The sequence below is a fragment of the Cellulosimicrobium funkei genome, from assembly GCF_004519295.1.
GTDB classification, from domain to species: Bacteria; Actinomycetota; Actinomycetes; order Actinomycetales; family Cellulomonadaceae; genus Cellulosimicrobium; species Cellulosimicrobium funkei.
This window is the reverse complement of the sequence record NZ_SOZH01000002.1, coordinates 107,147-133,278: the sequence shown is the minus strand read 5'-3', so window position 1 is coordinate 133,278 and position 26,132 is coordinate 107,147. Positions and strand designations below refer to the sequence as shown.

17 protein-coding genes are annotated in these 26,132 nt (G+C 68.3%); 3 read left to right on the top strand and 14 right to left on the bottom strand.

Annotated features, from left to right (window positions below):
- Window positions 1-93: 93 nt before the first annotated feature.
- From E1O70_RS02280 to E1O70_RS02245, 8 genes are all read right to left on the bottom strand, one after another.
- On the bottom strand, window positions 94-2,277 hold the full coding sequence (locus E1O70_RS02280; RefSeq protein WP_061267864.1) for a family 43 glycosylhydrolase: 2,184 nt from the start codon (window positions 2,275-2,277) through the stop codon (window positions 94-96).
- A gap of 174 nt (window positions 2,278-2,451) precedes the next feature.
- Entirely contained in the window at window positions 2,452-3,033 is a 582-nt protein-coding gene (gene mug / locus E1O70_RS02275; protein ID WP_061267865.1) for a G/U mismatch-specific DNA glycosylase, read from the bottom strand.
- A 21-nt stretch (window positions 3,034-3,054) separates the two neighbouring features.
- Window positions 3,055-3,708 (bottom strand): class II aldolase/adducin family protein, encoded by a 654-nt coding sequence (locus E1O70_RS02270; protein ID WP_061267866.1) that lies wholly within the window; start codon window positions 3,706-3,708, stop codon window positions 3,055-3,057.
- Window positions 3,705-4,955: a 3-oxo-tetronate kinase gene (gene otnK / locus E1O70_RS02265; RefSeq protein WP_061267867.1), complete on the bottom strand. Its 1,251-nt coding sequence runs from the start codon at window positions 4,953-4,955 to the stop codon at window positions 3,705-3,707. Before otnK ends, E1O70_RS02270 begins: the two co-directional genes overlap by 4 nt.
- A 98-nt stretch (window positions 4,956-5,053) precedes the next feature.
- Complete coding sequence (locus E1O70_RS02260) at window positions 5,054-6,061, bottom strand: TRAP transporter substrate-binding protein (protein WP_061267868.1); 1,008 nt, start codon at window positions 6,059-6,061, stop codon at window positions 5,054-5,056.
- A 95-nt stretch (window positions 6,062-6,156) separates the two neighbouring features.
- Window positions 6,157-7,413: a TRAP transporter large permease gene (locus tag E1O70_RS02255; RefSeq protein WP_061268798.1), complete on the bottom strand. Its 1,257-nt coding sequence runs from the start codon at window positions 7,411-7,413 to the stop codon at window positions 6,157-6,159.
- A gap of 3 nt (window positions 7,414-7,416) precedes the next feature.
- The gene (locus tag E1O70_RS02250; RefSeq protein ID WP_061268799.1) at window positions 7,417-8,001 is read right to left on the bottom strand and encodes a TRAP transporter small permease; all 585 of its coding nucleotides are present in this window, start codon (window positions 7,999-8,001) and stop codon (window positions 7,417-7,419) included.
- Window positions 7,998-8,996 (bottom strand): zinc-dependent alcohol dehydrogenase, encoded by a 999-nt coding sequence (locus E1O70_RS02245; RefSeq protein WP_082774714.1) that lies wholly within the window; start codon window positions 8,994-8,996, stop codon window positions 7,998-8,000. The genes E1O70_RS02250 and E1O70_RS02245 overlap by 4 nt, the downstream gene beginning before the upstream one ends.
- Window positions 8,997-9,231: 235 nt before the next feature.
- Between E1O70_RS02245 and E1O70_RS02240 the strand changes: the two genes are divergently transcribed.
- The 3 genes from E1O70_RS02240 (at window position 9,232) to E1O70_RS02230 (ending at window position 11,755) form a co-directional block, all read left to right on the top strand.
- Complete coding sequence (locus E1O70_RS02240) at window positions 9,232-9,969, top strand: FadR/GntR family transcriptional regulator (RefSeq protein WP_061268801.1); 738 nt, start codon at window positions 9,232-9,234, stop codon at window positions 9,967-9,969.
- Between the two features lie 140 nt (window positions 9,970-10,109).
- The gene (locus tag E1O70_RS02235) at window positions 10,110-10,763 is read left to right on the top strand and encodes a response regulator (protein ID WP_205688596.1); all 654 of its coding nucleotides are present in this window, start codon (window positions 10,110-10,112) and stop codon (window positions 10,761-10,763) included.
- A 104-nt stretch (window positions 10,764-10,867) separates the two neighbouring features.
- On the top strand, window positions 10,868-11,755 hold the full coding sequence (locus E1O70_RS02230; RefSeq protein ID WP_061268802.1) for an HNH endonuclease: 888 nt from the start codon (window positions 10,868-10,870) through the stop codon (window positions 11,753-11,755).
- Window positions 11,756-11,895: 140 nt separating this feature from the next.
- Here E1O70_RS02230 and E1O70_RS02225 read toward each other — a convergent pair whose 3' ends face one another.
- From E1O70_RS02225 to E1O70_RS02200, 6 genes are all read right to left on the bottom strand, one after another.
- Window positions 11,896-16,401 carry a sacsin N-terminal ATP-binding-like domain-containing protein gene (locus E1O70_RS02225; RefSeq protein WP_128957712.1) on the bottom strand — a complete coding sequence of 1,502 codons (4,506 nt, stop codon included), beginning with the start codon at window positions 16,399-16,401 and terminating at the stop codon, window positions 11,896-11,898.
- 5 nt (window positions 16,402-16,406) lie between these two features.
- On the bottom strand, window positions 16,407-19,535 hold the full coding sequence (locus tag E1O70_RS02220) for a restriction endonuclease (RefSeq protein WP_061268805.1): 3,129 nt from the start codon (window positions 19,533-19,535) through the stop codon (window positions 16,407-16,409).
- The gene (locus tag E1O70_RS02215; protein ID WP_061268806.1) at window positions 19,536-21,536 is read right to left on the bottom strand and encodes a site-specific DNA-methyltransferase; all 2,001 of its coding nucleotides are present in this window, start codon (window positions 21,534-21,536) and stop codon (window positions 19,536-19,538) included.
- A gap of 19 nt (window positions 21,537-21,555) precedes the next feature.
- Window positions 21,556-22,296, bottom strand: coding sequence for a DUF4391 domain-containing protein (locus E1O70_RS02210; RefSeq protein ID WP_061268807.1), 741 nt, complete (start codon window positions 22,294-22,296; stop codon window positions 21,556-21,558).
- The gene (locus tag E1O70_RS02205) at window positions 22,293-25,475 is read right to left on the bottom strand and encodes a helicase-related protein (RefSeq protein ID WP_205688595.1); all 3,183 of its coding nucleotides are present in this window, start codon (window positions 25,473-25,475) and stop codon (window positions 22,293-22,295) included. Before E1O70_RS02205 ends, E1O70_RS02210 begins: the two co-directional genes overlap by 4 nt.
- Window positions 25,476-25,737: 262 nt before the next feature.
- The gene (locus E1O70_RS02200) at window positions 25,738-26,019 is read right to left on the bottom strand and encodes a helix-turn-helix domain-containing protein (protein WP_061268809.1); all 282 of its coding nucleotides are present in this window, start codon (window positions 26,017-26,019) and stop codon (window positions 25,738-25,740) included.
- Window positions 26,020-26,132: the final 113 nt, after the last annotated feature.

The following is a 26,132-nucleotide window of genomic DNA, read 5'->3' as shown; positions in this document are numbered from 1 at the left end:
CCCGGGCGGACGAGCGCGACTCCCGACCCGGACGCACGACCGCGGTGCCGCCCATCGGCCGGGCGGCACCGCGGTCTGCGGGTCAGGAGGCGACTACGCGCAGGTGAGCGCCTCGTACGCGGCCGTCACCTCCGTCGTCGTGCCCGCGACGTCGGTGACCGCGACGAGCGCCTCGCCCGCCGCGAGCGCCCCGCCGCGCACCTTGAACGACTGGTACGCGCTCTTGCCCGGGTCCACCTGGGCGAACGCCCGCTCGCCGTGCGAAGTGGTGACGGCGAGGGCGACGGTCTCGTCGCCGTCGTTCGTCGCGCGGACGGCGAGGTACGGGGTGCCGCCGAGGCAGCGGGGCTGTGCCGTGACGGTGACCTGCGGGTCGACGGGCGGCGCCTCGGCCGGGAAGACGTCGAGCGCGTCGAGCTCGGTGTACCAGGTGAGCTTGGTCAGGGCGACGGTGTTCCACCCCTGCTGGAGCTCGACCTGGTGCGTGACGGACTGCCAGTTGCCCCACGTGGTGTGCGGGAAGGTGACGACGCCCGCGTCGGCGCCGTTGACCGTGACGGTGCTCGACGACGGCAGCGTGTACCCGCCGCGCTCCGAGCCGTTCGCGAACCGCACGCCGAGCGTGTACGACCCGGCCTCGTCGGCGTGCACCTGGAGGGCGACCGAGCTGTCGAGGAAGTCGAGCCCGCCGACCTTCTGCCCGCCCGACGCCCCGGCCGCGCTCCCGACGGAGCCGCGCGTGATGACGCCGTCCTCGAACTCGTACCGCGTCGCGTCGGACGGGATGACGGGCGGCGCCGACGGGCGCGGGTCGCGCGTCGCGGGGTAGACGTCGAACGCGTCGAGCTCGGTGAAGAACGTCGCGCGCGTCAGCGTGATCGTGTTGGTGCCGGCGACGAGGTCGACGAGGTGCTCCGACGTCTGCCAGTTGCCCCACGTGGTGTGCGGGAAGACGACGGTCTCCGTCACCTCGCCGTTCACGGCGAGCGTCCCGGTGGAGGGGACGCGCGTCGAGCCGTCCTGCGAGCCGTTCGCGAACCGGATGCCGAGCAGCGCCGGCCCCGCCGCGTCGGCGTGCACCTCGACCGTCACGGAGGAGTCCGCGAAGTCCAGGCCGCCGACCTTCGCCCCGCCCGACGCCCCGCCGTCGGCCACGACGCGCGCGTTCGTCACGACGCCGTCCTCGGCCTGGTAGCGGTCGGACGCCTGCGGGACGGACGGGACGCCGTCGGCCGACCACTCGAGGTCCGCGACGTACATGGCGCGGTACGTGAACGCCGTGTTCCAGCCGTGGAAGACGATCGCGTCCGAGCCGTCCGGCGCGGTGACGACGTCCTGGCCGCCCGGGCCGCGCACGTCGCCCTGGAAGCGGTCGCTCGTCATGAGCTCCGTCGTCGCCTTGGTCCACGGGCCGGCCAGGCTCGGCGCCGTCGCGTACGACGTGCGGTAGGCACCGCCGTAGAAGTCGTTCGCGGAGTAGAAGAGGTAGTAGGTGCCGTCGCGCTCGACGACCGTCGGCGCCTCGACGACGCGGCCCTCGTACGCCGTGTCGACGCGGATCAGCTCGGTGGCCGGCCCGGTGAGGGTGGTGCCGTCGGGCGACAGCGGCTGGGCGAAGATGATCGCCGTCTTGCCGGTGCAGCAGTTCCCGTCGGCCTTCCAAAGCAGGTAGAGCTGGTCGCCGTCGACGAACGTCCCGGCGTCGATCGCGCCCCCGAGGTCCTCGGTGCCGTCCTCGCCGTTGGGGCAGACGAACGGGTCGTCGCCGACGGGCTCGAACGGCCCCTCGGGCGAGTCGGAGAGCGAGAGGCCGATGCACTGGCGCGGCGACGTCGCGTCACGCGCCGTGTAGTAGAGGGCGTACCCACCCTCGACCGCGGCGACCTCGGGCGCCCAGACGCAGCGGTCGGTGGCGCCGCCCGGCGAGAAGGTGCACGCCTCGCTGACCCAGGCGCCGAGGTCGGGCGCGACGTCGTTCGGGGCGCTCCACGTGACCAGGTCCGTCGAGGTGCGGTGCTGCACGTTCCGGCCCTGGTCGTTCGTCGCGTAGGCGTGGTAGACGCCGTCGACGAGCAGGATGTCCGGGTCGGGGAAGTTGGCGTCGACGACCGGGGAGATCGTCGGGGCGACGGCGGCGGAGGCTGCCGTGGGTGCGGCGGTCGCCGCTGACGGGGCGGCAGTCGCGGCGGCGGCGCCCGAGACCACCAGCCCGAGCGCGACCAGCGCACCCGTGACAGCGGTGGCACGCGTGCGCGCCCGGGACAGGGAAAGCTTCATGGGGTGTCTCCTCGACGGTGAGGGGGCAAGAACCCGGGACGGCGTCGACCTCGGGACCTCGAGTCTCCCGGGCCGATTCACACAAGTCAACAACTTCTCGCAAGAGTCAACAAGCGAGATGTCGCGGCCGAGGCACGCGCGGACGGCGACAGCTCGGCTCGCCCCGCGCGGCGCTCACGCCCGACGGCGGTCCGGCAGCCCCGCAGCGACGCGCAGCTCCGCGTACGCCGCGCCGAGCGTCGCGACCGTGTGGTGCGCGTTGAGGCCGCTCGGGTTCGGGAGCAGCCACGCCCGCGCGGGGCCGACGCGCCGCTCCAGCGCGCCGGTCGCGGCGCGACGGTCCGCGAAGGCCGTGCGGTACGCGCCCAGGCCGAGCACCGCGACCCACCGCGGCCGGTACGTCTCCGCCGTCTCGACGAGGCGGCGTCCGCCCGCGACGATCTCGTCCGGCGTCAGCTCGTCCGCCCGCGCGGTCGCCCGTCGCACGACGTTCGTCATCCCCAGGCCCGCGTCGAGGAACGCGTCGCGCTCCCACGGCCCGAGCACCCGGTCGGTGAAGCCCGCCTCGTGCATCGCCTTCCAGAACCGCGTCCCCGGGTTCGCGAAGGGCAGCCCGACCGCCGCCGAGTACAGCCCGGGATTGATCCCGCAGAACAGCACGTCGAGGTCAGGCCGCAGCCAGTCCTCGATCTCACGGCCGCGCGCGGCGGCGAGGTCGTCGGCGGTCGGGCGCGCGTACGGCGGGTCGGTCGGCACCGGACCATCCTCGCCCGGACGTCAGCCCCAGGGCTGCCCGTACGCCTCGACGAGCTCGCGCACCTCGTCGTCGGTGAGGTGCCGCGTGTCGAGCCGGTCCCCCAGCAGCAGCCGGACGCGCGCCGCCTCCTCGATCTCGATCGCCCGGTCGACGGCCTCCGCGACCGTACGCCCAGCGGCGATCGACCCGTGGTTCTGGAGCAGGGCCCCGTGGAAGCGCAGCGCGCTCCCCCGCACGCGCTCGGCCTGCGCCGGGTCGCCCGGCGCGGCGTACCGCACGAGCGGCACGTTGCCCACGCGCATGACGACGTACGGCGTGACCGGCGCGAACGCCGTGTGCTCGCGCCACGGAGCGAGGCACGACGCCGCGACGGCGCTCGGCGAGTGGAGGTGCACGACGCAGCGGTACTCCGGGTCGCGCGCGTACATCGCGAGGTGCAGCGGCCACTCCTTGGTGGGCCGCGGCGTCGGGCCGTCGCCCTCGGTGACGGGGGTGCCGTCGAGCGTCGTGCGGGCCATCTGCTCGGCGGTGAGGGTCGCGAGGGACGTGCCGCTCGCGCTCATGCGCACCTCGTCGCCGACGCGCACGGACACGTTGCCCGACGTCCCGGGCGACATCCCGCTCGCGGCGAGACCGCGCCCGGCGGCGAGCAGCTCCTCGACCAGGTCGCTCATGCGAGCTCCTCCCACGCGGTGACGAACAGGTCCTCGGTGCCGAAGTTGCCCGACTTGAGGACGAGGTTGACGTCGTCGGCCCCGCGGCGGCGACCGCGCAGCCAGGACACGCCCGGGCTCAGGAGCTGCCCGACCTCGAGCACGTGCACCCCGAGCCCCTGGACGACGCTGCCCGACGTCTCGCCGCCCGCCACGACGAGCTGCGTCGCGCCCGCCTCCGCGAGGCGTGGCGCGAGCGCGGAGAACAGCCGCTCGACCACGGCCGACGCGTCGGCGGTCACCGCACGGCCGCGCGCGACGTCGTCCGGCTCGCCCACGGAGTACACGAGCACCGGTCGGTCGGGCTGCTCGGCCCAGCGCTCGCGCGCCCAGGCGAGGAGGCGCTCGACCTCCGCGTCCGGGTCCGCGAGTGCCGCCGCGACGTCGACCTTCTGGTGCGGCAGGTGCGGCAGGGCCGCCCGGACCTGCGCCTGGGTGGCGCGCGACGCGCTGCCCGCGAGCACCGCGCGTCGGCCCGGGACGGCGGTGATGTCGCCGAGCGTCGCGCCCGTCGGGTCGAGGCCGAGGGCCAGCCCGGAGCCGCCCGTGACGAGCGGGGCGTCGGACGTCGCGCGGGCGACGACCGCGAGGTCGTCGTTGTCGATGCTGTCGACGACGACGTACCGCGCGCCGCCCGCCTCGGCCGCGACGATCGCGCCCCGCAGCGCCTGCTCGCCGGCCCGCACGACGCCGACCGGCACCTCGGCGACCGGGTGCGCGGTCTGCGCCGCGAGCAGGTTCGCGACGCGCGAGTCCCACATGGGGTTGAGCGGGTGGTCCTTCATGGGGCTGCGGTCGAGCGGGTCGTCCCCCACGAACAGGTGGCCGCGGAAGACGGTGCGGCCCGCGTCGGGGAAGCCCGGGACGACGACGGCGCTGCGCGCGCCGGTCTCCTCCAGCAGCGCGTCCGCGACGGGCCCGATGTTGCCCTCGGGCGTGGAGTCGAACGTCGAGCAGTACTTGTCGTAGACCTGCGTGACGCCGAGCGCGGCGAGCGCGCGGTAGGCCGCGCGCGCCTGCTCCACGGCCTCGGGGGCGGGCACGGAGCGGATCTTCAGCGCGACCACGACGGCGTCGTGGTCGGCGAGGTCCGCGAGGTGGTCCGGGCCCGGGACGCCCAGCACGACGGCGGTCCGCAGACCGCGGGCCCTCCAGTTGCCGGCGAGGTCGGTGGCCCCGGTGAAGTCGTCGGCGATCGCGCCGCGCATCGGTGTCTCCTCTGGTCGGTCGGGTCGTCGGTCGGGTCGTCGGTCGTCGCGGGCGGCACGGTCGACGCGCCGGGGCGGCTCGGGGCCCCGGTACGGCGTCACGCGTCGCCCGAGCGGATGCGCTCGGCCCACTCCACGACCCGGGGGTCGACGTGGTCGAGCACCTCGGACGAGGCCTCGGCCCACTCGGCGCGGTCGATCTCGTGCAGCTCGACGCCGCGCTCGACCAGGAAGTCGACGTTCTCCTGCCGCTCGGCGATCGACGTCTCGCGGTACCAGGAGGAGACGTCGTCGATCTCGGCGTCGACGATCGCGCGGAGGTCGTCGGGCCAGCCCTCGTAGGCGTCGGCCCAGACCTGGAAGTGGAAGTTGCCGAACACGTGCTCGGTGAGCGTGACGTGCGGCGCGACCTCGTAGAACGAGTTGAAGCGCACGACGTCGATCGGGTTCTCCTGGCCCTCGACCGCGCCCTGCTCGATCGCGGGGAACACCTCGCTGAGCGCGAGCGGCATGGGGCTCGCGCCGAGCGCGTGCCAGGTGTCGAGGTAGGTCTGCTGGGTCGGGACGCGCAGCTTGAGGCCGCGCGCGTCGGCGAGCTCGGTGACGGGACGCTGCGTGTTGAGCACGCGGCCGCCGCGGTACATCTGGCCGAGCAGCAGGAACCCGGAGTCCTCCCGGATGGCCTCGATGATCTCGTCGCCGAGCGGGCCGTCCCAGACCTCGAGGAACTGGTCCTCGTCCTCGTAGAGGAACGGCACGCCCTCGATCGCGGCGAGGTCGGTGTAGCGCTCGAGCGAGCCGACGGACTCGACGACGATGTCCACGGCCCCGAACTCCAGACCCTCCTGCATGTCCTCCCAGCTCCCGAGCTGGGAGGCGGGGTAGACCTCGATCGTCACGCGGCCGTCGGAGGCGTCGGCGACCTGCTCGGACAGCCGGTTGGCGGCGCGGTCCTGCAGGCTCCCGGCGCCGTACGAGTGGCCGAGGCGGAGCAGCAGGTCGGGCTCGGGGTCGGTCGTCGTGGCCGTGCAGCCGCCGAGGGCGAGCGCGCTCGCGACGACCAGGGCGGCGACGCGACGGTGCGGCGCGGTGGTTCTCTTCCCCACGGGAAGCTCCTTCGTGTGCGGGGCGGGCGAGGGCGCGGGACGCCCTCGCCCGCCGGGGTGCTGGTGCCGGTGGCGGGTGTGGACCGTCGCGCCGGCTAGTACATGCCGGTGAGGACGGGGACGTACGTGACGAGGAACAGCAGGGCGACCGAGACGCCGAGCCACGGGAGCATGTCGCGCAGCGCCCGTTCCGCCGAGATCCCGGCGATCCGGCTCGTGATGAGCAGGTTGATCCCGACGGGCGGCGTGATGAGCCCGATCGCGAGGTTGATGACGACGATGAGCCCGAAGTGGACCGGGTCGACGCCCGCGGCCGTGACGATCGGCAGGAGGATCGGCGTGAAGATGATGATCGCTGCGTTGCCCTCGACGACCGTGCCGATGAGCAGCAGGATCACGTTGGCGACGAAGAGGATGAGCAGCACGTTGTCCGTGAGCCCGAGCACGGCGTCGGCGACGATCTGCGGCGTGCCGCCGGTCACGAGCGCCCACGAGTAGGCCTGTGCCATGGCGATGATGAGCATGATCGCGGCGACGAGCATCGTCGTCTCGCGCATCGCCTTGACGACCCGCTGCCAGGACAGCTCGCGGTAGACGACGACCCCGAGGATCACGGCGATGAGGACCGCGACCGCGCCACCCTCTGTCGCGGTGAAGACGCCGAGCCGGATGCCGCCCAGCACGACGACCGGGATGAGCAGGGCCGGGAGCGCCTTGGCGGCGGTGCGCACGAGCTCGCGCGCGCCCACGCCGCGCTCGGCCGGGTAGCCCTTCTTGCGGGCGACGAGCCAGCCCGTGACCAGGTAGACGAGGCCGAACCCGAGGCCGATGTAGAGGCCGTGGAAGAACAGCGCGCTGATCGAGACCTCGGCGGCGACGCCGTAGATGATCATCGTGATGCTCGGCGGGAGCACGAGCGCGACGATCGACGCCGTCGCGGTGACCGACGCCGCGTCGCCGGGCGCGTAGCCGCGGCGCAGCATCTGGGGGATGAGGAGGCGGCCGACCGACGACGCGTCCGCGACCGCCGAGCCGGACATGCCGCCGAACGTGATGTTCGTGAGCACGTTGACGGCCGAGAGCCCGCCGCGGATCCGGCCGACGATCGCGTAGGCGAAGTCGATGAGGCGCTGGGTCACGCCGCCCCCGTTCATGAGCGAGCCGGCGAGCACGAAGAGCGGGATCGCGAGGAGCGGGAAGGAGCGCATCCCGGCGACGAACCGCTGGGCGCCGACCTCGGGCGGCACGCCCTCGGCGGCGAGGCTCGCGAACGACGCGAGGCCGACGGCGACGCCCACCGGGGCGCCGATGACGAGGATGAGGAGGAGGAGCCCTCCGAGGATGAGGGGCATGGGTCAGACGTCCTTGTCCTGGGAGGTGGGCGCGACGAGCTGCTCCGCCTCGGCGATGTTCGCCTCCACGGCGTCGTCGGGGGTGTCGAAGTCGCCGCGCAGCGCCTCGACGAGCTTCTCGACCGCGTAGACGCAGGAGAAGCCCATGCCGATCGGCACGACGACGTACATGGCGAGCAGCGTGATGTCCGTGCCCGTCGCGATGGTCAGGCCGGTCATGAGCTGGCGCGCGCCCGTCGGGAGCATCATCGCCGCGTAGACGGCGACGAGGCCGAACAGGCCCGCGGAGAGCGTGTAGCCGAGCGCGACGAACGCGCGGCGAACCTTCCCGCGCAGGCGGTCGAGGAGCAGCGTCACCGCGATGTGCTCGCTGCGGCGCACCGCGACGGGGATCGCCGTCATGACGCACCAGACGAACGCGAGCGTCGCGAACTCCTCGGACCACACGGTCGGGCTGTTGAGCACGTACCGCATGAAGACCTGGAGCACGAGGACGGCGCTCACGAGCGTGATCGCGACGCCCGAGACCACGAACAGGGCGCGCTCGGCGCCGGACAGGACGCCGCGAACGGCGCGGGCCGCGCTCACGGGACCATCACCAGCTTGACGATGTCGCCCGGCCCCTCGGCGGCCATGGTCGTCGTGATCGCGGCGCCCTCCTCGAGGGAGGTCGTGCGGGACACGAGCACGTCGGCGAGCCCGGGGTGGCGCGCGAGGACGTCAAGCGCGGTGCGGAAGTCGTCCTTCGTGTACATGGCCGTGCCGAGCAGGGCGATCTCGCGCACCTGGAGCTGCCCCACCGGGACCGGCACGGGCTGGTTGAACACCGCGACCTGGACGATCGCGCCACCGGGCGCGACGGCCTCGAACGCGCGCTCGACGAGCGCGGGCACGCCCGCGGCGACGAAGACGGCGTCGTACGAGCCGGGCTCGAGCGCGGCGTCGGGCCGGTGGACGCCCGTCGCACCGACCGCGCGCAGCACCTCGTGGACGTGCTCGCGCGGCTCGACGACGTCGACCACGGTGCTGCCGCCGTCGGCGAGCACACGCGCGACGAGCGCGCCGATCGTGCCGCCGCCCAGCACGAGCGCGCGCTCGCGGCGCCGCTCCCCCAGCTGCGCGACGGCGTGGGCCGCGACCGCGACCGGCTCGGCGAGAGCGAGGTGCTCGTCCGCCACGCCGTCGGGCGCGGGGACCAGCGTGTACGCGGGCACGACGACGTGCTCGGCGAACGAGCCGTCCCACTCGGCGACGCCGAGCATCTGCTTCCTCGCGCACAGGTGGTAGCCGCCCGTCGTGCACAGGTCGCACGTGCCGCACGGGCGCTGCGGGTCGACGACGACGCGGTCGCCGACGACCACGTCGGCGACGTCCGGGCCGACCTCGGCGACGCGGCCACCGGCCTCGTGGCCGGAGATCAGCGGCGGGACGCGGAACGGGTGGGTGCCGCGGAGGGCGGCCAGGTCGGAGCCGCACACCCCCGTGGAGGTGACGGCGAGCAGGACCTCGCCGGGGCCGGGGACCGGGCGCGGGATGTCGACCACGTGGGCGGTCCCGGACGTCTCGAATCTGATGGCGCGCATCGTGGAACAGCTCTTTCCCCGCGACTGGGAAGCCGCGTTGCTCTGCGTGCGGGTGAGGGGAGACCTGCCGGCACGGGTGCCCGACGTCGGACGCTCGGCTCAGCAGGTTGAGTGACTGTATCCTGTCATACCAGTTGAGCCAACCCCGTCTCACGCCCGTGAGCAGGGACCGCGTCCGGGCAGGTCGCGGCCCCCGTGAGGCAGAATGGCGCGGTCGTCACCCCGAGGAGGAACGGTGCCCGAGCCCGATGCGACGCTGCCGACGAGCGGCATCGTGCGACAGCGCCGACTGTCCGACCAGGTCGCCGACGCGATCCGCGACGACATCCTCGCGCGCGAGCTCCAGCCCGGCGACCGGCTGCCCTCCGAGCGCGAGCTCTGCGAGTCCTACGGCGTCTCCCGCACCGTCGTGCGCGAGGCCGTCCGCGCCCTCACCGCCAAGGGCATCGTCACCGCCACGCCCGGCTCCGGCCTGAGCGTCGGGCGCACCAGCATCGACGACGTCGGCCAGATGCTCCAGATGTTCCTCCACCACGGCCCCAACGTGCCCTACCTCCAGCTCCACGAGGTCCGCGCGACGCTCGAGGTTGCCGTCGCCGGCATCGCCGCCGAGCGCATCGACGACGCCGCGCTCACCGGCCTCGCCGACCTCGTCGACCAGCTCCCCGGGCACGCCGACGACATCGTCGCCGCGTCCAAGAACGACTACGCCTTCCACCGCGGGCTCGCCGTCGCGACCGGCAACGACTTCTTCGTCATGCTCTACGACGTGCTCGGCGAAGGGCTCATGGAGACGCGCGTCGCGACGTTCTCCTACGACCCGCGCCGCATCGACGTCGTCACGCGCGCGCACCGCGCGATCGTCGACAACCTCGACGCGCACCGCGCCGATGGCGCCCGCGCCGCGATGCTCGACCACCTCACCGAGGTCCGCGAGACGTGGGTGCGCCACCAGGACGGCGCATCGGCCTGACGGCGGTCGCGCCGCGCATCAGCGGCGGGCTGCGGTGGCGACGGGCGGTGGTCGCGACGGGTGGCACGGCCGTTGCGCCCGGCGCCGAGGACGGCGGTCGCGGCGGACGCGCCGTGGGCGCGCGCCGCTAGGGTCGGGTCGTGATCAAGGTGCTCGTGGTCGACGACGACCCGATGGTGCGACGGCTGCTGCGGACCATCCTGCGACCCGACGACATCGAGGTCGTCGCCGAGGCCGCCGACGGCGACGAGGTCGTGACGGCCGTGCAGGCGCACCACCCCGACGTCGTGCTCCTGGACCTGCGCATGCCCCGCGTCGACGGCGTGACGGCGACACGCGCCGTGCGGGCGCTCCCCGACCCGCCCGGCGTCATCGCCATGACGTCGTTCGACACCGAGTCCAGCATCCTCGACGCCGTCCACGCCGGGGCGTCCGGGTTCCTCGCCAAGGACGCGTCACCCGACGAGATCGTCTCCGCCGTCCGCGCCGTCGCAGCCGGCGACGGCGCGCTGTCGCCCCGCGCCGCGCGCGTCGTCATGGCACAGGTCACCGCCGGGCCCGGCGCGGCGGGGCGCAGGGAGGCCGCCCAGCAGGTCGCAACCCTCACCGAGCGCGAGCTCGACGTCGCGCGGCTCGTCGCGCAGGGCCTGTCCAACCCCGAGATCGCGCAGCGGCTGCACGTGAGCGAAGCGACGGTCAAGACCCACCTCTCCGCGGCGAGCGCGAAGCTTGGCGTCACGAACCGCGTACAGCTCGCGGTGCTGGTGTCGCAGTCGGCTGGGAACAGCGCGTAGCCGCTGGCGGGAACTGTCGAGCCCGTCAGACGAAACGGGCACTCTCGGCGAACTTCACCCGACGGACACTTGCCCGTTTGCGGGCCGCCTGGTGAGCTGCCGGCATGGACTCTGCCGTCGAAGCCGCGCTGCGCACACGCATCATCCAGTGGGTGCACGACCGGGCCGAGGCGAACGGCGGGTTCCTCCACCGGGACGAGCTGCTCGACTTCCACATCGACGGCCGCAAGCTCCCGGTCATCGACTACTCGCGCGGGATCCGCAACCCGCAGAGCTTCTCCTCGACGCTGTCGATCGTCAGCTCGGCGAGCGGACCGTACGACGACACCGAGTCCGACGACGGTCTCCTCCACTACGCGTACCGCGCCGGTGACCCGTGGAGCGGCGACAACCGCAAGCTGCGCGAGGCGATGACGAGCGGGATGCCGCTCATCCTGTTCCGCAAGGAAGTCCCGAACATCTACACCCCGGTCGCCCCGGTGTACGTCGTGGACGACGAGCCGGAGAACAACCAGTTCCTCATCGCCCTCGACGAGGCCTTCCGGTTCATCCCGGACCCGGCCCACCTCACGACCCCGCAGCGCGAGTACGCGCTCCGGCTCGCCAAGCAGCGTCTGCACCAGCCGGCGTTCCGCACCCGCGTCCTCGTCGCCTACGAGACCCGGTGCGCAATCTGCGAGCTCAAGCACGGGGCGCTGCTCGACGCCGCGCACATCGTCCCGGACAGCGAAGAACATGGACTGCCGACCGTGAACAACGGACTCGCCCTCTGCAAGATCCATCACGCCGCGTACGACCAGAACATGCTGGGCGTCACGCCTGACGGTGAGGTCCGGATCGCGCTCAAACTCCTCCGAGAGATCGACGGTCCCATGCTCAAACATGGGCTGCAGGAGATGCACGGGCGACAGCTCAGCGTGCCGCGTCGCTATTCGGAGCGCCCCGACCGAGAGCTACTCGCCTGGCGCTTCGAGCGCTTCAGAACTGCATAGCGCAGCAGCGCACGACCCTCATTCCTCCCGTCAGAACTGAAAGGTCCATCGCACCGCCACCTTGGCGTGTAGCGACCCGGCGCAGAGCACACACCGGGCCGCAAGGAGACCATTGCGACCGGTCGTTGCGGCCGCATCGCTCATCGTTGCTCGAAGGTGTACCTGATTCCCTTTGCTGCCAGAACGCCCCCGAGCTTCACCGCTCCGGAGGGTTGAGCGCGGAGCTCGCGGAGCGGGCTCACGATGACTCGGGCTTCCGGCACGCCACTGCCCTCCTCGAGGTTCCCGACCACAACGAGGAAAAAATTGTCCGTCGATAACGCGCGCGCGACCTGTGAGTCCTGGAGTTGGACGACGTCTGGGATCGGGCCCGCATACGCCTTCAACTCATAGAAGTTCTGAAGGTCGTCGATCGCATCCGCTCCGACGTTGTGCTGATTGCGGATGTCAACGACACGGCCGTCATCGAGGCCAAGGACCCATTTGGCGAGCTCCAGCCCTTTCGATTCAAGTTCCTCGGCCGTGTAGTTTTTCGCCCCGACGCCCGGTCGCTTCTTCTTTGGGCGGGATCGATCTGGCTCAGCAAGTCCCCGGCTCCTCCTCCCACCTTTGGCGTCAGCTCCGGAAGGGCCAAGCGACGCGCTCGAAGAAAGCAGCTCGCCCCGCTCGTCAACAAGCGTGAAAGAACCGAGGTCCACGAGCGTTCGAGGAACTGCCCTCGATACCCTCGTGCTAGTTGACGGCCCGGCCGCCACCTCCTCGGCGCCTGCAAGCCTTGCCTTATCTGGTCTTGCTTTTGGTCGATGCGCGAGTTCTTCGAGCTGCTGGGCGTCCTTTTCGTCTCGGAGGCGCTTCGACTGCGCCTCCCTACTCGCAGCGGAACTTACCTCTTCGGCACGGACCCCTTCCTCGGCGCGCGCCCACGCAACAACCCAGTCGTGCGAGATTCGCCGCACGTCACCCGTGAACGCCGAAGCAACTGCGTACGCACCGGCGCCGGGCTTGCCAGCGTTGTCGTCATGCGAGAGATAGAGCGTCGAGGATGCCGAGTCGAGCCAAGCGTCGGGGTTGAAGCGGAGCATAGGGCCGGCCTCGCCGGCGCGGATCTCGACTGTAAGACCGGGTAGGGTGCAGACGCGGAAGCTCTGGAGGTCACCCCAAGGCACGGTGAGGCTCTGCTCGCTCACCGGGTCGCTCTTGACCAGATCCTCGCGAAGGATCGCAGCGGCTGTCGCGAAGACGGCCGTTAGTCGAGGCTCGTAGGTGGCCGTCCCGGGTCTGACGACGTGCGCACGGAAAGCGTCGATACGAGTAAGCCTGTACCTATCGATCAGTGACTCAAACTGGGTGAGAGCGCCTCCGGGCGCCCAGACCGGGATAAAGGCAGAGAGGCTTTCGGCTAGGAGTGGGTTGTCAACGACGTAGACCGGCCGCTTCGAAGTCCACCTATCCCCTACCCAGACTGAGCTGCGTTGAAGGGAACGGTTGCTTGACTCACGGGCGAGCACCCGCAGAGCCTCCAGCATGGCGAGTCGGTGCTGCTTTGAAAGGCTTTGCGTTTTCGAGAGGCTGCGCAGGATGTCGACGGCATCGTCACCGGACGGTGCCTTGATCCCGAGGATCTCCCAAAGTCGTTCGGTCCCGGTGACTGCCGGGACGAAAGGCGCGAGGTCTTCGAAGATGGCAGGACCTGATAACACGACCGAAGGGCGGCGCCAACCCAGGGTCGTGGCAATCAGACCCTTGCCTTCAGCAAAGGCGCGGCGCAAAGCACCAGCGCTCACGTCCCCAATACCCCTGGCCCAGGACCCATCGGGGGGAATCTGAGCTGCGAGTGCCTTGTACATGGGGGCAGCCAGGTCACCTGCCATCCGGCTGTCGACGTCAGCATCCTCGCGAATCTCGCGGAGACCGTCTAGAAGCTCTCCGGGCCTCGGGTCGCCCCTGACGCCCAATGCGGCAAGTACCGTTGCGTGTCCGCTCGCAACGAGCTCGTCCGTCACGAACTGGCTTGGATTGTCACCGAAGATTGCAATAGTGCCGGGCGTGCGTACTCGGAGGTCGTCGGGGGCGGCTAGCGAACCGTCGGCGGCGGTCAGCCACGGTATCGACGCCGCACTCGCCAACCACCACGCATCGACGGTTCCCCGGTAATTCCACGTGTAATACGCGCTGGCAGCCATCACACGCTTCGGCTCAAGTCGTTCCCACGCACGATTGAGGGTATTGAGTAACGCGACCGATCGACGGAGCCTGATGCCTTCGGCGTCCTTGCCCGCGACGGACGCAATGTGGTGAAGGACCGCGTCGAGATCGCGGGAGAACTTGTCGGCTACCGTGTAGTCGGCAGAGTGGCTCGCCAGCTGCGCTTCGCGGCGTTTGGGCGAACTGGTGAGGTGGCGGGATACGCCCGGCGGCTGGCCAGCGTACTTGGTGTCGCCGTGGGGGTGCGGAGTAAGCCGAGGCGCGCGTTCCGCCCCTAGAATCCCAAAGAGCTGCTGAGCCCCGACGCCTTCGCGAGAGCGGCCAGCCGTCAGGAGGTCAAAATAACGCCGGCTCAGCCAAACAAGCTCCGGTGTCGCGCCTGCAGCCACGAACCAGGCGCTCACGTCACGCTCGACAATGTAAGCATCAGCAGGTCGAGCGTGTCTCCTTATACGTTTTCCCTCGGCGTCGTGCGTAAACGCCTCGAGTTCGATCGATCGCCCGATGCCACGACCGAAGCCCGTCCTAGTTTCCGGGGGAAGGCCTTCGAACGCATCGCGGACAGCGACTAGTTGCTCGTCGCTAAGTCGCAGCGGCTGCCGCCCGTTCCCGGCGTCCGCGAGGACCTCGAGCGCGTCTTGGGCAAACACGTCTGTGCGCATAAGCTTCTCGGCGATTAGCCACGTCCGGATCGTTGGCCACCCGCTGCTCGCGAGGTACTCGTCGGCGAGCCGGGTACCGAGACCCAACGTTCCCCAGAGGTCGTCGGCGCCGTCGGCAAGGATGACGCGGAGCCCTCGCACCGAATTTGGCTGGACATGCTCCTGATTGGCGAGAACGAGGCAAGGTACGTCCCATAGACGTTCAGTTGCTTTCGCGGAAACCCCGATTCCGGTGAGGTCGGCAACGAACCTCGCTGGGCGTGATGTGTCCTCGAGGAGTGAAAGCGCCTCCGCCACGCCCAATTCGACAGGTACCTTCGCGCCCAGATCGCCAAGTTCCGAGATGACGACACGCCACCGTTGGTCGGCATCGCGGAGGTCGGCGTGAAGTGTCCCGACAGTTCCGGCCGCTAGCATGATGTCATCGGCGGTCAGGACGCCTGTTAGCTCGGGCGCCTCGTAGGCCAGGTCAGAAAGCGGTCGCGGCACGCCGTCGGACAGCTTCAGGCGCTCTGTAAGGTTCCGCCGTGCTCGATCTAGGAGGTGCTCGTTCAGGATTGTGCGCATCTTCCCGTTAGTGCGCTTGTCGGCGTCGAACTCATCGCGAAGCGGGATCTGTTGCCATGCAAGTTGGGGGTCGTCGGCGAACAGATTGAGAACGGCTTCGCACCAGAGTTTACTGAGCGGTTCAAACAACCAACGGTTGAAGGTCGTGTCTGCGATATCCCGACGGTTAGCGAGGGGGTCGAACTGAGCGAGCAGTCGGAACGGGAGCCCGATGGGCCGGACTGGAAGCCCAACGTGCAGGTGACCCCGATCTCCGGGGAACTGCGGGAACGCCAGCGCAATCGGCGTGGTTCGGGTCTGCGCCTTACGGGCTCGGTGTGCATCTGCCGGCACCAGTACACTCTGGGAGTACGTTGACCACTTGCGTCCGTCCGCTGACACGACGGATTGGCGAACGGTTCCAGGGGATGACTCGAGAGGGATCTTGGGCCCGCGGTCGACGTGGAGGCGGATCTCCGTTGTGCCCTTGTGTTTTAACTCGACCGTGTGGATACTCTTGAGGAAGACAAGTCCGGCGTCGCCCCACGACTCCAGCCAGTCGGTCACATCCCGATGGTTCACCACTCCCGCCTCGAACGGCACAATGAAGGTGGTCACACCTGGTGAGGCCGTCGGCCACAGTCTTCTATCAGCCGCGACTGCGAGGTCATTCGCCTCAAATCGAACGTGGAACTGCCCTTGGTGAACCTCTAGTACGGGCGACAATGCCTGGAGGGTCTTAAGTCCGACACCAAACCGGCCGTGCTTTTCGGCGTCCGTCGCCTTCAGGCTCAGCCACGGGACGGTGAGGCCCCACACGTCGTGAAGGGTCAGTCCGGCGCCGTCGTGTTGGAAGAGCAGGCGACTTCGCTCCACGTCGACTGTGATCGATGCCGTCGTCGCTCCAAGGTCTTCGGCGTTCTGGATCAGTTCTGCGATGCCCTGCAAGCGATCGTCGCTGAGGTGGGCGGCGTTGTCTCCTGCTCCTTGAAGGGCGTACCGGAATGTTGCGGCCAAGCCATGAAGCTCGTCGGCGAGTCCTTCAACGCCCGCTGCTGCCGCGTGAGCGTCGGCAGGTAGGTAGTCGACTTTGCGATGTTGCGTCGGGTCATGGTGAACGACTTCGTGAGCCGCCGCAGATGCTTCCTCCGCGGTGAATTTCCGCTCTCGGCGACCGGTCATGCCCGAAACTGCCGCATTCGGACGCTCCGGTGAGAAGTCGATCTCGGTCACGGCCGTTAGTCCATCCCGTCAATGTACGCCCCGAGGTCGGCCACTGAGACGACCGGGTGCGTGGGGTAGACGAGGTCGGCGTACGTGTTGGCGACCTTGATGGCCTCGAAGTGCCGGATCGCAGAGTCGATCTTCTGACGCTCGGAGGCGCGCAGCTTGCTCTTGTCCGTCGTCCCCTTGGTCTCAATGACGAAGTAGAGGCTCTCCTCGCCTTCCCGCTCGAGGACGGCGGCCCAGTCGGGGTTGTAGTTGCCGAGAGGGGTGGCGATCTGAAATCGCGACGGCAGCTTGACGAAGAGCTTGACCTCACTCTGCTTCTCGAGCTGGTTCGCAAACGCCCGCTCGACGTCCGAGTCCGTAACGAGTGACTCGAAGACCGACTTGGCAAACCTCTTCGGCTCCCCGAGCTCGTCGACGATGATGTTCCCACCTTCGCCGACGTACCCGGCGAGGTCATCATCGGTGAAGATCTCTTGGGAGTACCACCGCTCATTGTCGGGCCGGTCGGCGGGGATCGGCTCATACTTCACGCCGTCGACTAGGAACTTCTCCTTAGCGGTCGTCAGCGCGGCCGTCACCTCGTCGATGAACTTCTGCGGGTTGTGCCTGAACTGGTCGAGCTTTCCTGACTCCGTCAGGACATGCGCGAGCGTCGCCCGTGTGAGCTGCGTCCGGTCCGCGAGCACCGACAGGATGTCCGGCAGGTCGTTCGCATCGGCGTACTCGACCTTGGCGCGGGACTGTTGAGCGGAGCTCTCGCCGACACCCATCTGGTTGAGTTTGACCCTGGTGCTCACCCAGGATGCCTTGCGGCGCGGGACCGGAGGCATATCCACGACTGCCTGCACCAGAGCGGCGCGCAGGTCGTCCTCGTCGACCTCGACCGAGTAGACGGTGCGGTGCTTGATCCGGTCCCACAGGGCGCGGAACTCGGGGCTTTCGAGCCGTTCCTTGACGAGCGGGACGTCGCGGCGTTCGCGGGCCTTCTTGATGTCGATCGGCCTGGCGACGCGGCGGATGGCGTCGAAGACCATCTTCACCGCGGGTTCGGGAACGGTCGCCGCAATGGTCTCGATGAGCTTGTCGGGCTCGCTGCGCACCATCTCGCGCAGCGAGTCCCGGACGTTGCCCTTGGCGTCGACATGGCCGGCGTCGCGCAACGTTTTCACGAGAGCCTTCGCGGTCTCCGCGCCGAGGGGTACCACCGCAGCGCCTTCAGCGTCGCTCTCCTTGAACTTGAGCGCGGCAAGGGCGTCGACTGCGATGAGCCCGAACACCATGCCGAGGTCCTCGGCGAGCTCCTTCTGCAGGCCGTCGGCGAACGTCGCGTAGTCCTCGTTCGCGATAACCGTGAGCCGGTTGATCATCTGGCCGTGGACGCGTTCGAGGTGCCCGTCAGGGTGCAATTCCATCGCCAAGCGCAGGCCACGCCCGATCGACTGACGACGCCACCGCTCAGTGCCCATGTTCCGCAGCACACAGATCTGGAAGACATTCGGGTTGTCCCAGCCCTCCTGGAGCGCAGAGTGGCTGAAGATGAAGCGGATGGGAGTGCCCGGCGTAGTCAGCCACTCCTTGTTCTTCATGATCTGCTCGTAGGCCAGGAAGGCTTGCTGGCGGCCCCTGTCGGTCGTCTCCGCGGTGTCGACGAAGACGTCCCCGCCCTTTTTGCTTCTGTCGATGGAGAAGTAGCCCTGGTGCGCCTCGGCAGCAACCTCCTGGGAAGACTTCACGGTGCGGAGGATTTGGTACCTCGACTCGGCCGCGATCTTCGCGTACTCCTCCTCAAAGATCCGCGCATACTCACCAAGCTGAGCCTGGCCCTCCTCGTAGACTCGGTACTTGGAGACGGAGTCGACGAAGAACAGGCTGAGCACCTTGATTTTGGGAGCGCCAGCCTTGGCGCGCTCGGCGAACTCGACCTCCTTTGCCAGGTGCTGCCGGATGGTCCGGGCGATCATCTGCCGGGCCCGCTCCTCAGCCGTCAGGTCGTCGCCGAGCGTCTCGCCGGCCCGTAGGGGCTTGGCAAGCGTGGACAGCTCGATCCACTGGTCGTCGCCCGCCCCGATGTTCTCGACGTCGAGGTGCCGGTAGCGCTCCAGGCCTGTCTCGTCAGCGAGGTTGTCGCCGACCTCGACGGTGATCGTCCTGCGCTTGGTACCCGAGGGGGGATCGACCTCGATCTTGGCGCGGAAGTTGCCGCCCGCCCGGGAGGTCGAGATCAGCTTGACGTAGGCCGAGGTGCCAGATGCCTCTGTCTCTAGTGAGTCGACCTCGATCTGCTTGACGAGCTGCTGGTCGTAGGCGGCGATGGCGTCGAGTCGGTACACGAGGTTCGCCTTGTCACCCTTGGGGTGCGTGGCCGAGTACCGGACCGTAGCCAGGGCGTTGAACTCCTCCAGAGCCTTGCGGCCCGCTCCCTTGCGCTTCCCGAAGCCCGCGTCACCGTAGACCGACTGCGGCTCGTCGACGATGATGATCGGCCGTGTAGCCCGGATGAGGTCGATGGCGGCCTCACCGCCGAGCGCTTCGGCGTTCTTGTAGATGTTGTTCGTCGTCTTGTTGATCGCCGCGACCGTCACGATCATGATCTGGATCGAGTCCGCGACGGCGAAGGACCGCACCCGCGACAGGTTCGCCGAGTCGTACTGAAAGTGCTCCATCGCCGGGTTGCCGTACAGCGACCCCAGGTGCTCGCGCAGCTGAGAGATCGAGGTCTCGACGCCCTCCTTGATCGCCACCGAAGGAACCACGATGACGAACTTCGTGAACCCGTACTTCTCGTTGAGCTCGTAGACCGTCCGCAGGTAGACGTACGTCTTGCCGGTCCCGGTCTCCATCTCGACGGTGAAGTTCATCGACTCCAGGGAGTCTTCGGGCACAAGGCCGGTAGCGTCCTGGACCTTGTGCAGGTTGCTCAGGATGGACTCGTCGTCGAGACGGAGCCGGTTGCCGACACCGAGGTCGGAGAGCTCATCAAAGCCGGCCTGAACACCGGCATTCGCCAGGACAGTAAAGTTCGAGACCATCGCCTCCTGGCCTTTGAACAGCCCCGTGACGGCGTCGATGGCCTGGCGCTGGTACTCCAGGTCGGACTCGAACTTCCACGAGCTCGACGATGCTGTGGTTGCCACTCAGATGCTCCGGAGATTGGTGATGCCAGCCTGGTTCAGCGCGGCGGCGAGGTTGAGCTTGGCTGCGGAGTCGGCGAAGCCGGTGTCGCGGACGACGACGGCCGCCTCGGTGACCGGGCCCTCCTCGTCGCGCCAGGTGCGGATCGCCTGAGCGATCTGCTTCGACTCGTCGACGGTGATGTCGGTCCCGAAGTAGGCGAACATCGTGCCGGCACCCAGGTTGTACAGCGGAGACCCCGCGACGTCCTGCTGCTCGACGGGCGTAGTCAACTCCAGGCCAAGACGCAGCATCATCTCGACCAGAAGGTCGTCTGTGGTGCGCCCTGGCAGCAGGTTGTCGACGGCGGTCGCCACGGCATCCTCAAGCGACTGATCGCCGACGGTCCCGTCCCACTTGCGAGTGTTGGATTCAGCAAGGCGGTAGGAGCGAAAGCCCAGGTCGAGGTCACCTGCGTTCAGCCCCTGCGCATCCGCGATGGCCTTGCCCGCGCGGCGAAGACGCTCCCGGGTGATGTCGGCGATGGTGGTGTACTCCGGGTGGTCGACAGACTCGTCAAGTTGGACAAGCACGTACTGACGATTGCCGCCGTCGGCCGCGTTGAGGTCCATGACCGCATGTCCGGTCGAACCCGAGCCGGCAAAGAAGTCCAGCACCACTGCATCTCGGTTGCCGGAGCTCACAAGGTCGATCCATCGCGCCAAGACGTTGACATCCTTCGGCGCTGTGAAGGGGGCATTTCCGTCAAAAAGTGTGTTGAGAGCGACTGTCGCGACATTGCGGTCGCGCTCGAATACGGAGACCGCAACCTGGCGATCTAACTCTTCGAGTCGATTCACCATTCCGGGCTGCGTCGTGTGATCCACTCCGAACGCGACGTTGCCAGCCAGGATTTCTCGCTGCATTGTCGCCGGGTCCGGGTATCTCCACCCAGGCGCGGGAACTACTACAGGCTTCTTCGTCACAGGGTGAAGGACGTCGTAGCGTGGGCCACCGCCCCCGGGCCACGAAATGTTGCCGTCGTTGCGGACGGGGCGTCCGGTGCCGTCCAGCGTTGTGTACCTCGTGACTGCGTCCGTCGGAACACCACTTGCCTTGAACTCCTTGAGCCACTTGCGCCAACGCTTCTGCGCGCTCGCATGGTCCGCATTCTCCTCATCCCAGATGCGCTGTGCCATTTCAAGCGCTTCTTGCACGCCGGGCTTTCGCTCGCGCCAACGCACACCGTTCGCAGCGAGGCTGGCCTCGTTCTTGGCGTAGATAAGCATGTAGTCCGCCCCGTTCGAGACGTACCGTGAGTCGTTCTTGCGTCCGCCTTGCCAGACCACGTCAGAGATAAAGTTCTCGGCACCGAACACCTGCTCCAGAAGCATGCGGAGGTGTGCGTGCTCGTCATCGCCGATAGCTGCGATGACGACGCCGGTGTCCTTGAGCAGGTCGCGCGCCGCCCACAGTCGGGGGTGCATCATGTCGAGCCACGCGGCGTGGCGTCGACCCGAGGCGTCAGTGTTCTTCACGAGCCGGCCTTCGCCGTCGCGCTCGCCGACCTGGGTCTCGAACTCGTCCTTCGGCGTCACTCGAGAGTCGTGGTAGACGAGATCGCTGCCGGTGTTGTACGGCGGGTCGATGTAGATGACGTCGACCTTGCCGGCGTAGCCGCGACGGAGCAGGCGCAGCACTTCGAGGTTGTCACCCTCGATGACGATGTTCTTCGTTGATTCCCACTGCACCGACTCGTCTGGACATGGCAGCAGCGTTCCCGTCGGAGGGAGCAGGGCGAGACGCCTCGATGCCGCCTTGCCAGGCCACGAGAGACCGAACTTCTCTGCCGTCGACGGGAGTGCCTCCTCGCCGACCAACTGCTTCAGCGCCTCGAAGTCGATGCCGTCCTCGGTGACGGCCTCGGGGAACACCTCTCCCAGGAGGCGTGCCAGAGTCTGTGCGTTGGTCTTGGCTTCGCCGGGTCCGGCGAGGGTGTCGATGGGTTCGAACGGCTCTGTCACGATCCTGCTCTCGGTTCTGCTAGCGGTGTTGTTGCCGGTGGTGAGCGTAGAAGAGGCCCCTGACATCCTCGATCTCGGCGCGCAGCGTCTTGGCGCGTGTGTTCAGGTCGATGCGCTTCGGAAGGGACTTCTCCTTCTGGGCCTGACGTGCGACTGTGGCGAGATCACCTTCGAGGCCGTCGAGGCGGCGGCGCTCGGCGATGGCGTGCTCGGCATCCAGGTCGGGAGACCCGTTGCCGTCGGTCGCGATCGCCTTCGCGAGATCCTGGTAGTACGCCCAGAGATCGGTGCGGACAAGCTGGCCGACGTTGACTGAGCCTTCGGGTAGCGAGGCGAGGTCTCCGGCGATGGATGCCTCGACGACGGAGCGTGAGTCGTCGGTCTGGCTGACCCGGGTCAGTGCGGCCGAGATCGCCACCCCGTCATCAGGTGCCTTGAGCAGGACGATTACGGGGCGTGGCATCGAGCGGTGCACGAGGTCGAGGACGCGCGCCTGGTCCTTCGCACTGACCTGGCCTGCGAGCACGAGCGAGATCACCGCGACGTCCTGAACACGCCGCCCCGGTTCGCGATGTTCGGCGATTCCCGTGGTGGCGGGGGTGAGCACCGCTTCGACGGTCGCGCTGGCGATGGCGTTGGTGATGAGTTTTCGGTCACTGGCGGTCTCGGCGGCCATGTCGAGCAGGAGCTTCTTGGTGAGCCGCTCGCCGACGAGTGCTCGCGCGGGGAGCCCTAGGGCTGCGACCGGGTCCGATGTCACGGGACGAGCGCCATCCACGCAATGAGGTCGACCGACGCCCGCCCGGCAGAGGCGCCGCCGTCGCCCAGGAGCGAGGGTCCGGCGGTGAAGAGCGACGCGACGCGGTTCTCGGTGCCCTTGCCGGTCGCCGCGGTGATCGCAGCCTCAAGCAGGCCGCGGTAGTGGTCCATCCGCGCGCCACCTCGTGTCCGCTTGGCAAAGCTCGCGACCGCTTCGGCATCGACTGAGGGCGCGTCCATGCCGTGTCGCCGCAAGACGTCGAGGGCGAGCTTGGGCTCGTCGACCGCGTGGGCGACAGTGCCGTCGTCGGTGACGTAGAGCAGCAAGAAGGGGGCGAGCGGATAGGCCGGCGGAAGCGGGATCTCCTCGTCCCGGACGCGGAGCAAGAACACGGCCCCTGGGCCGAGGCCCTCGGCGTCAAGGGTGGCGTCGAACCGCGCGACTCCATGGAGGGCCTGGGGCCACTGTGCCAGTTCGGCGAGAGCGTTGGCGTCGCGGGCGGCAGCGTCCATGCGGAAGTCGGAGAGGGTGAGATCGGTGATGCTCAGCCCGCCGGCGAGATCCTCCATCGTCGGGGCGGCGGTCTGCATCTGCTCCAGCTGTTTGCGCCGGTACTCGAGGTCGTTCATCGCCTTCTGCTCGGCCTCGGTAAGAAGGTTCTCCTCGCCAGTAGCGGACACGTCGAGCAGCGCCATGCGACCCGAGACACGCTTCTCGAGGTTGATGTACGACTCCAGGTCGAGGTCCGGCCAGAAGTTCACGAGCTGCACGCTGGTGTTCTGGGTGCCGAGCCGGTCCACGCGGCCGAAGCGCTGGACGATCCGAACCGGGTTCCAGTGGATGTCGTAGTTGACGACAGTGTCGCAGTCCTGGAGGTTCTGGCCCTCGGAGATCGCATCCGTGGCGATGACGAGATCGATCTGGTCGGCGGCCGGGTCCCCAGACTTCGACAATGGCGAGAACGCTGTCAGGACGCCGAGCATGTCCGTTCGCGGCATCTTGAGCGTGGCCTTGGCCGTCGAACCCGTCACGAGCGCGACGTGGATGCCGAACTCCTTGGCCGCCCACGGGGCGATGTGCTCGTACAGGTACTCCGCGGTGTCGGAGAAGGCCGTGAAGACGAGGGCCTTGCGGTTGCCGGTGTTGTAAGGGTTCTCGATCTTCTCGCGCAGATAGGCCTTGAGCTTGGCGAGCTTGAGGTCGCGGGCAGGGGTGACGACCGACATCTCGTCGAGAAGCTCGCGGAGTGCGTCGCGGTCCTCTTCGAGCTCCTGGCGCCAGCGGGGGCGGTCGATGTCCGGCAGGAGGACCTTCACGTTCGAGCCGACGACGGCGTCCTCGAACATCGGGTCGTCGAAGTTCAGGTCGTCCCAGTCGCGACCCTCGATCTCTGCGAGCGAGATGGCGCGGGAATGGTCGGCCTCGTAGGCGTCGAGCTTGTCGATGGTCGTCTGGACCGTGTGGAGCATCTTGCCGACGGTCATCGCCATGGAGTTCACCGAGGACTCGAGGCGCTTGAGCAGGTTGACCCGCAGGAGGTGGACGACGTTGTTATCGCGGTGTTCCTGGCGGAAGATGCGCTCCCCGGAGCCGGCGATCTTGTGGTCGTAGAGCTGGGCGTACCTGTCGCGATGGCCGGGAAGGACGTACGACATCGGCTTATAGGAGGCGAGGTTGAGCGCCAGGATCCTGCGATTGATGTCCGCCAGCGGCATGAGCTGGTCGCGGGCGTCGATCGCCGACTTGATGTTCACCGGCTGACGGCGGTCGGGGAACTTCCCAACGTCCGAGGTGCCGTAGTACTTCTCGATGTGCTTGCGCGACCTGGCGATCGTGACCAGGTCGAGCAGACGGATGTAGTCGAGGCCGAGGTGGCTTACCAGTGTCTGCGCGGAACGCTGAGACTCCGGAGTGTCCTGCCAGGCACGGAACCGCGTCTGGGCCTGGCGCAGCGTGGACTCGATGCTCTTGATCCCGTCGCCAGCTAACGCGTCGTCGTCGCCCTCGGTCGCAAACAGCACCTGGTTCTTCAGGTCTGCCAGGCGGGTGTTCACCGGGGTGGCCGACAGCATGAGGACCTTGGTCTTCACGCCGGCCTTGAAGACGTCCTCCATCAGCTTCTGGTAGCGCGTCTTGGTGTCGCGCTGCAGTTGCGGGTTGTTGCGGAAGTTGTGCGACTCGTCGATGACGACGAGGTCGTAGTTGCCCCAGTTGATGTGGGCAAGGTCGATGTCTCCGGAGAACCCGTTGCCGCGGCTCAGGTCGGTGTGGTTCAGGACGTCGTAGTTGAACCGGTCGTCGACCAGAGGGTTGCGCACGTCGTTGCTCCGGTAGATCGTCCAGTTCTCCCGCAGCCGCTTCGGGGCGAGGACGAGGACGCGGTCGTTGCGCAGCTCGTAGTACTTGATGACCGCCAGGGCCTCGAACGTCTTACCGAGGCCGACGCTGTCGGCGATGATGCAGCCGTTGTGGCGCTCGAGCTTCTGGATCGCGCCCAGGACACCGTCGCGCTGGAACTTGTAGAGCTTCTTCCACACCTGCGTGTCGTAGAAGCCAGTCAGGCCGCGCCGGCGGGTGTCGTCCGCTGAGTCGTTGAGGAAGTCCTCGAACAGGGCCGTGATGATCCGCAGGTACACCGACTCGGGGTCGTTGTCCCGGACCAACTCGCGCAGGCGGTCGAGGAACTCGTCGGTGACAGGTACACCGATGGTGCGGTCTCCCCAGAGTTGGGCCATCTGCTTGGCGATCGGTGCGACCGCCTGGTCGCCGACGTGCTCCTGGAACAGGTGCACGCCCTCGGCGGCGACGACGCCCATGCTCTCAGCGTCGAACCCTGCACCGGTGAGCGCGAACGGGGTTGGGCCATCAACCTGCACCCAGGTCTCGCGCGTTCTCCGCTTGAGCTCGCGCACTTCCACGTGCTGCTGAGCCCAGGTCAGACAGCGCTGCGCGACATGGTGCTGGTCGAGGCGTGAGCGCAGCACGTGCTCGGACTCGACGCCATTCAGGGGCTCGTCGAGCGCCCCGCGCCACAGAAGAAGGTTCATGTCGGCGTCGGTGAGCGAGTCTTCGAAGGCCTCGAAAGCGAAGATCGAGAACGACTCTGAGAGCGATGAGACGGTGTTGGCGTCCACAAGGTGCTTGCGCAGGCCATCGATCGCGTCGCCGTCGTTTCCCACAAGCACCTCCGCGGACAGTTGGTTCCATCGTGCTCCGCATCGTCGCCAAGCCACGGGCATAGTACCGACGCACCGGACCATCCGAGTGTCGCCGACGACACCGTAAGAGGGCTTCGCTTTCATGACCCGATTGCGGCTGCGCCCTATTGGTCGTGTCTCGCCTTCACACCATTGGTTGCGACGGCTAGCAGTGAGGTTGCCGGCCTACATGCCACGGTCAGTTTTCACCCTGTCTCGGCTTCCGTCGGTAGCCAGGAGGAGGTCAGCCATCGAGCTTCTCCACGTCGTCCCCGCCTGCCCCGGAGAGGTCGTCGCCGGCCGGTTCGTCGATCTCCGCCCACAGCCGGACGCCCGTCGCGTCAAGCATGGCGAAGAGGCGCTCCATGAGAAGACCGGGCTTGCCGTTCTCCATCTCCCAGACCCACTTCTGCCCGATACCGAGCTGGTCGGCCAGCTGCCGCTGGCTCGTCCCGCGCAGCAGCCGGCCCTGCTGCAGGGCGAAGCCGAGCAGCTCGGGACTCGTGATCTCGATGCGGACCGCCATACCGCCTCCGACGACGTCGATAGTGAAGTCATCCTAGACGACGTCAGTATCGAAGTCATGGCGGGTGACGTCGATATCGACGTCGGCGGAGTGGGGCGCTGGTGACCTCCGGG

Bases quoted from the DNA above. Each gene is read 5' to 3' on its own strand.
- E1O70_RS02200 (WP_061268809.1), bottom strand. From the start codon at position 26,019: ATGGCGGTCCGCATCGAGATCACGAGTCCCGAGCTGCTCGGCTTCGCC.
- E1O70_RS02280 (WP_061267864.1), bottom strand. From the start codon at position 2,277: ATGAAGCTTTCCCTGTCCCGGGCGCGCACGCGTGCCACCGCTGTCACG.
- E1O70_RS02255 (WP_061268798.1), bottom strand. From the start codon at position 7,413: ATGCCCCTCATCCTCGGAGGGCTCCTCCTCCTCATCCTCGTCATCGGC.
- otnK (WP_061267867.1), bottom strand. From the start codon at position 4,955: ATGCGCGGCGCGATCGCCGACGACTTCACCGGGGCCACCGACCTCGCC.
- E1O70_RS02230 (WP_061268802.1), top strand. From the start codon at position 10,868: ATGGACTCTGCCGTCGAAGCCGCGCTGCGCACACGCATCATCCAGTGG.
- E1O70_RS02270 (WP_061267866.1), bottom strand. From the start codon at position 3,708: ATGAGCGACCTGGTCGAGGAGCTGCTCGCCGCCGGGCGCGGTCTCGCC.
- E1O70_RS02245 (WP_082774714.1), bottom strand. From the start codon at position 8,996: ATGCGCGCCATCAGATTCGAGACGTCCGGGACCGCCCACGTGGTCGAC.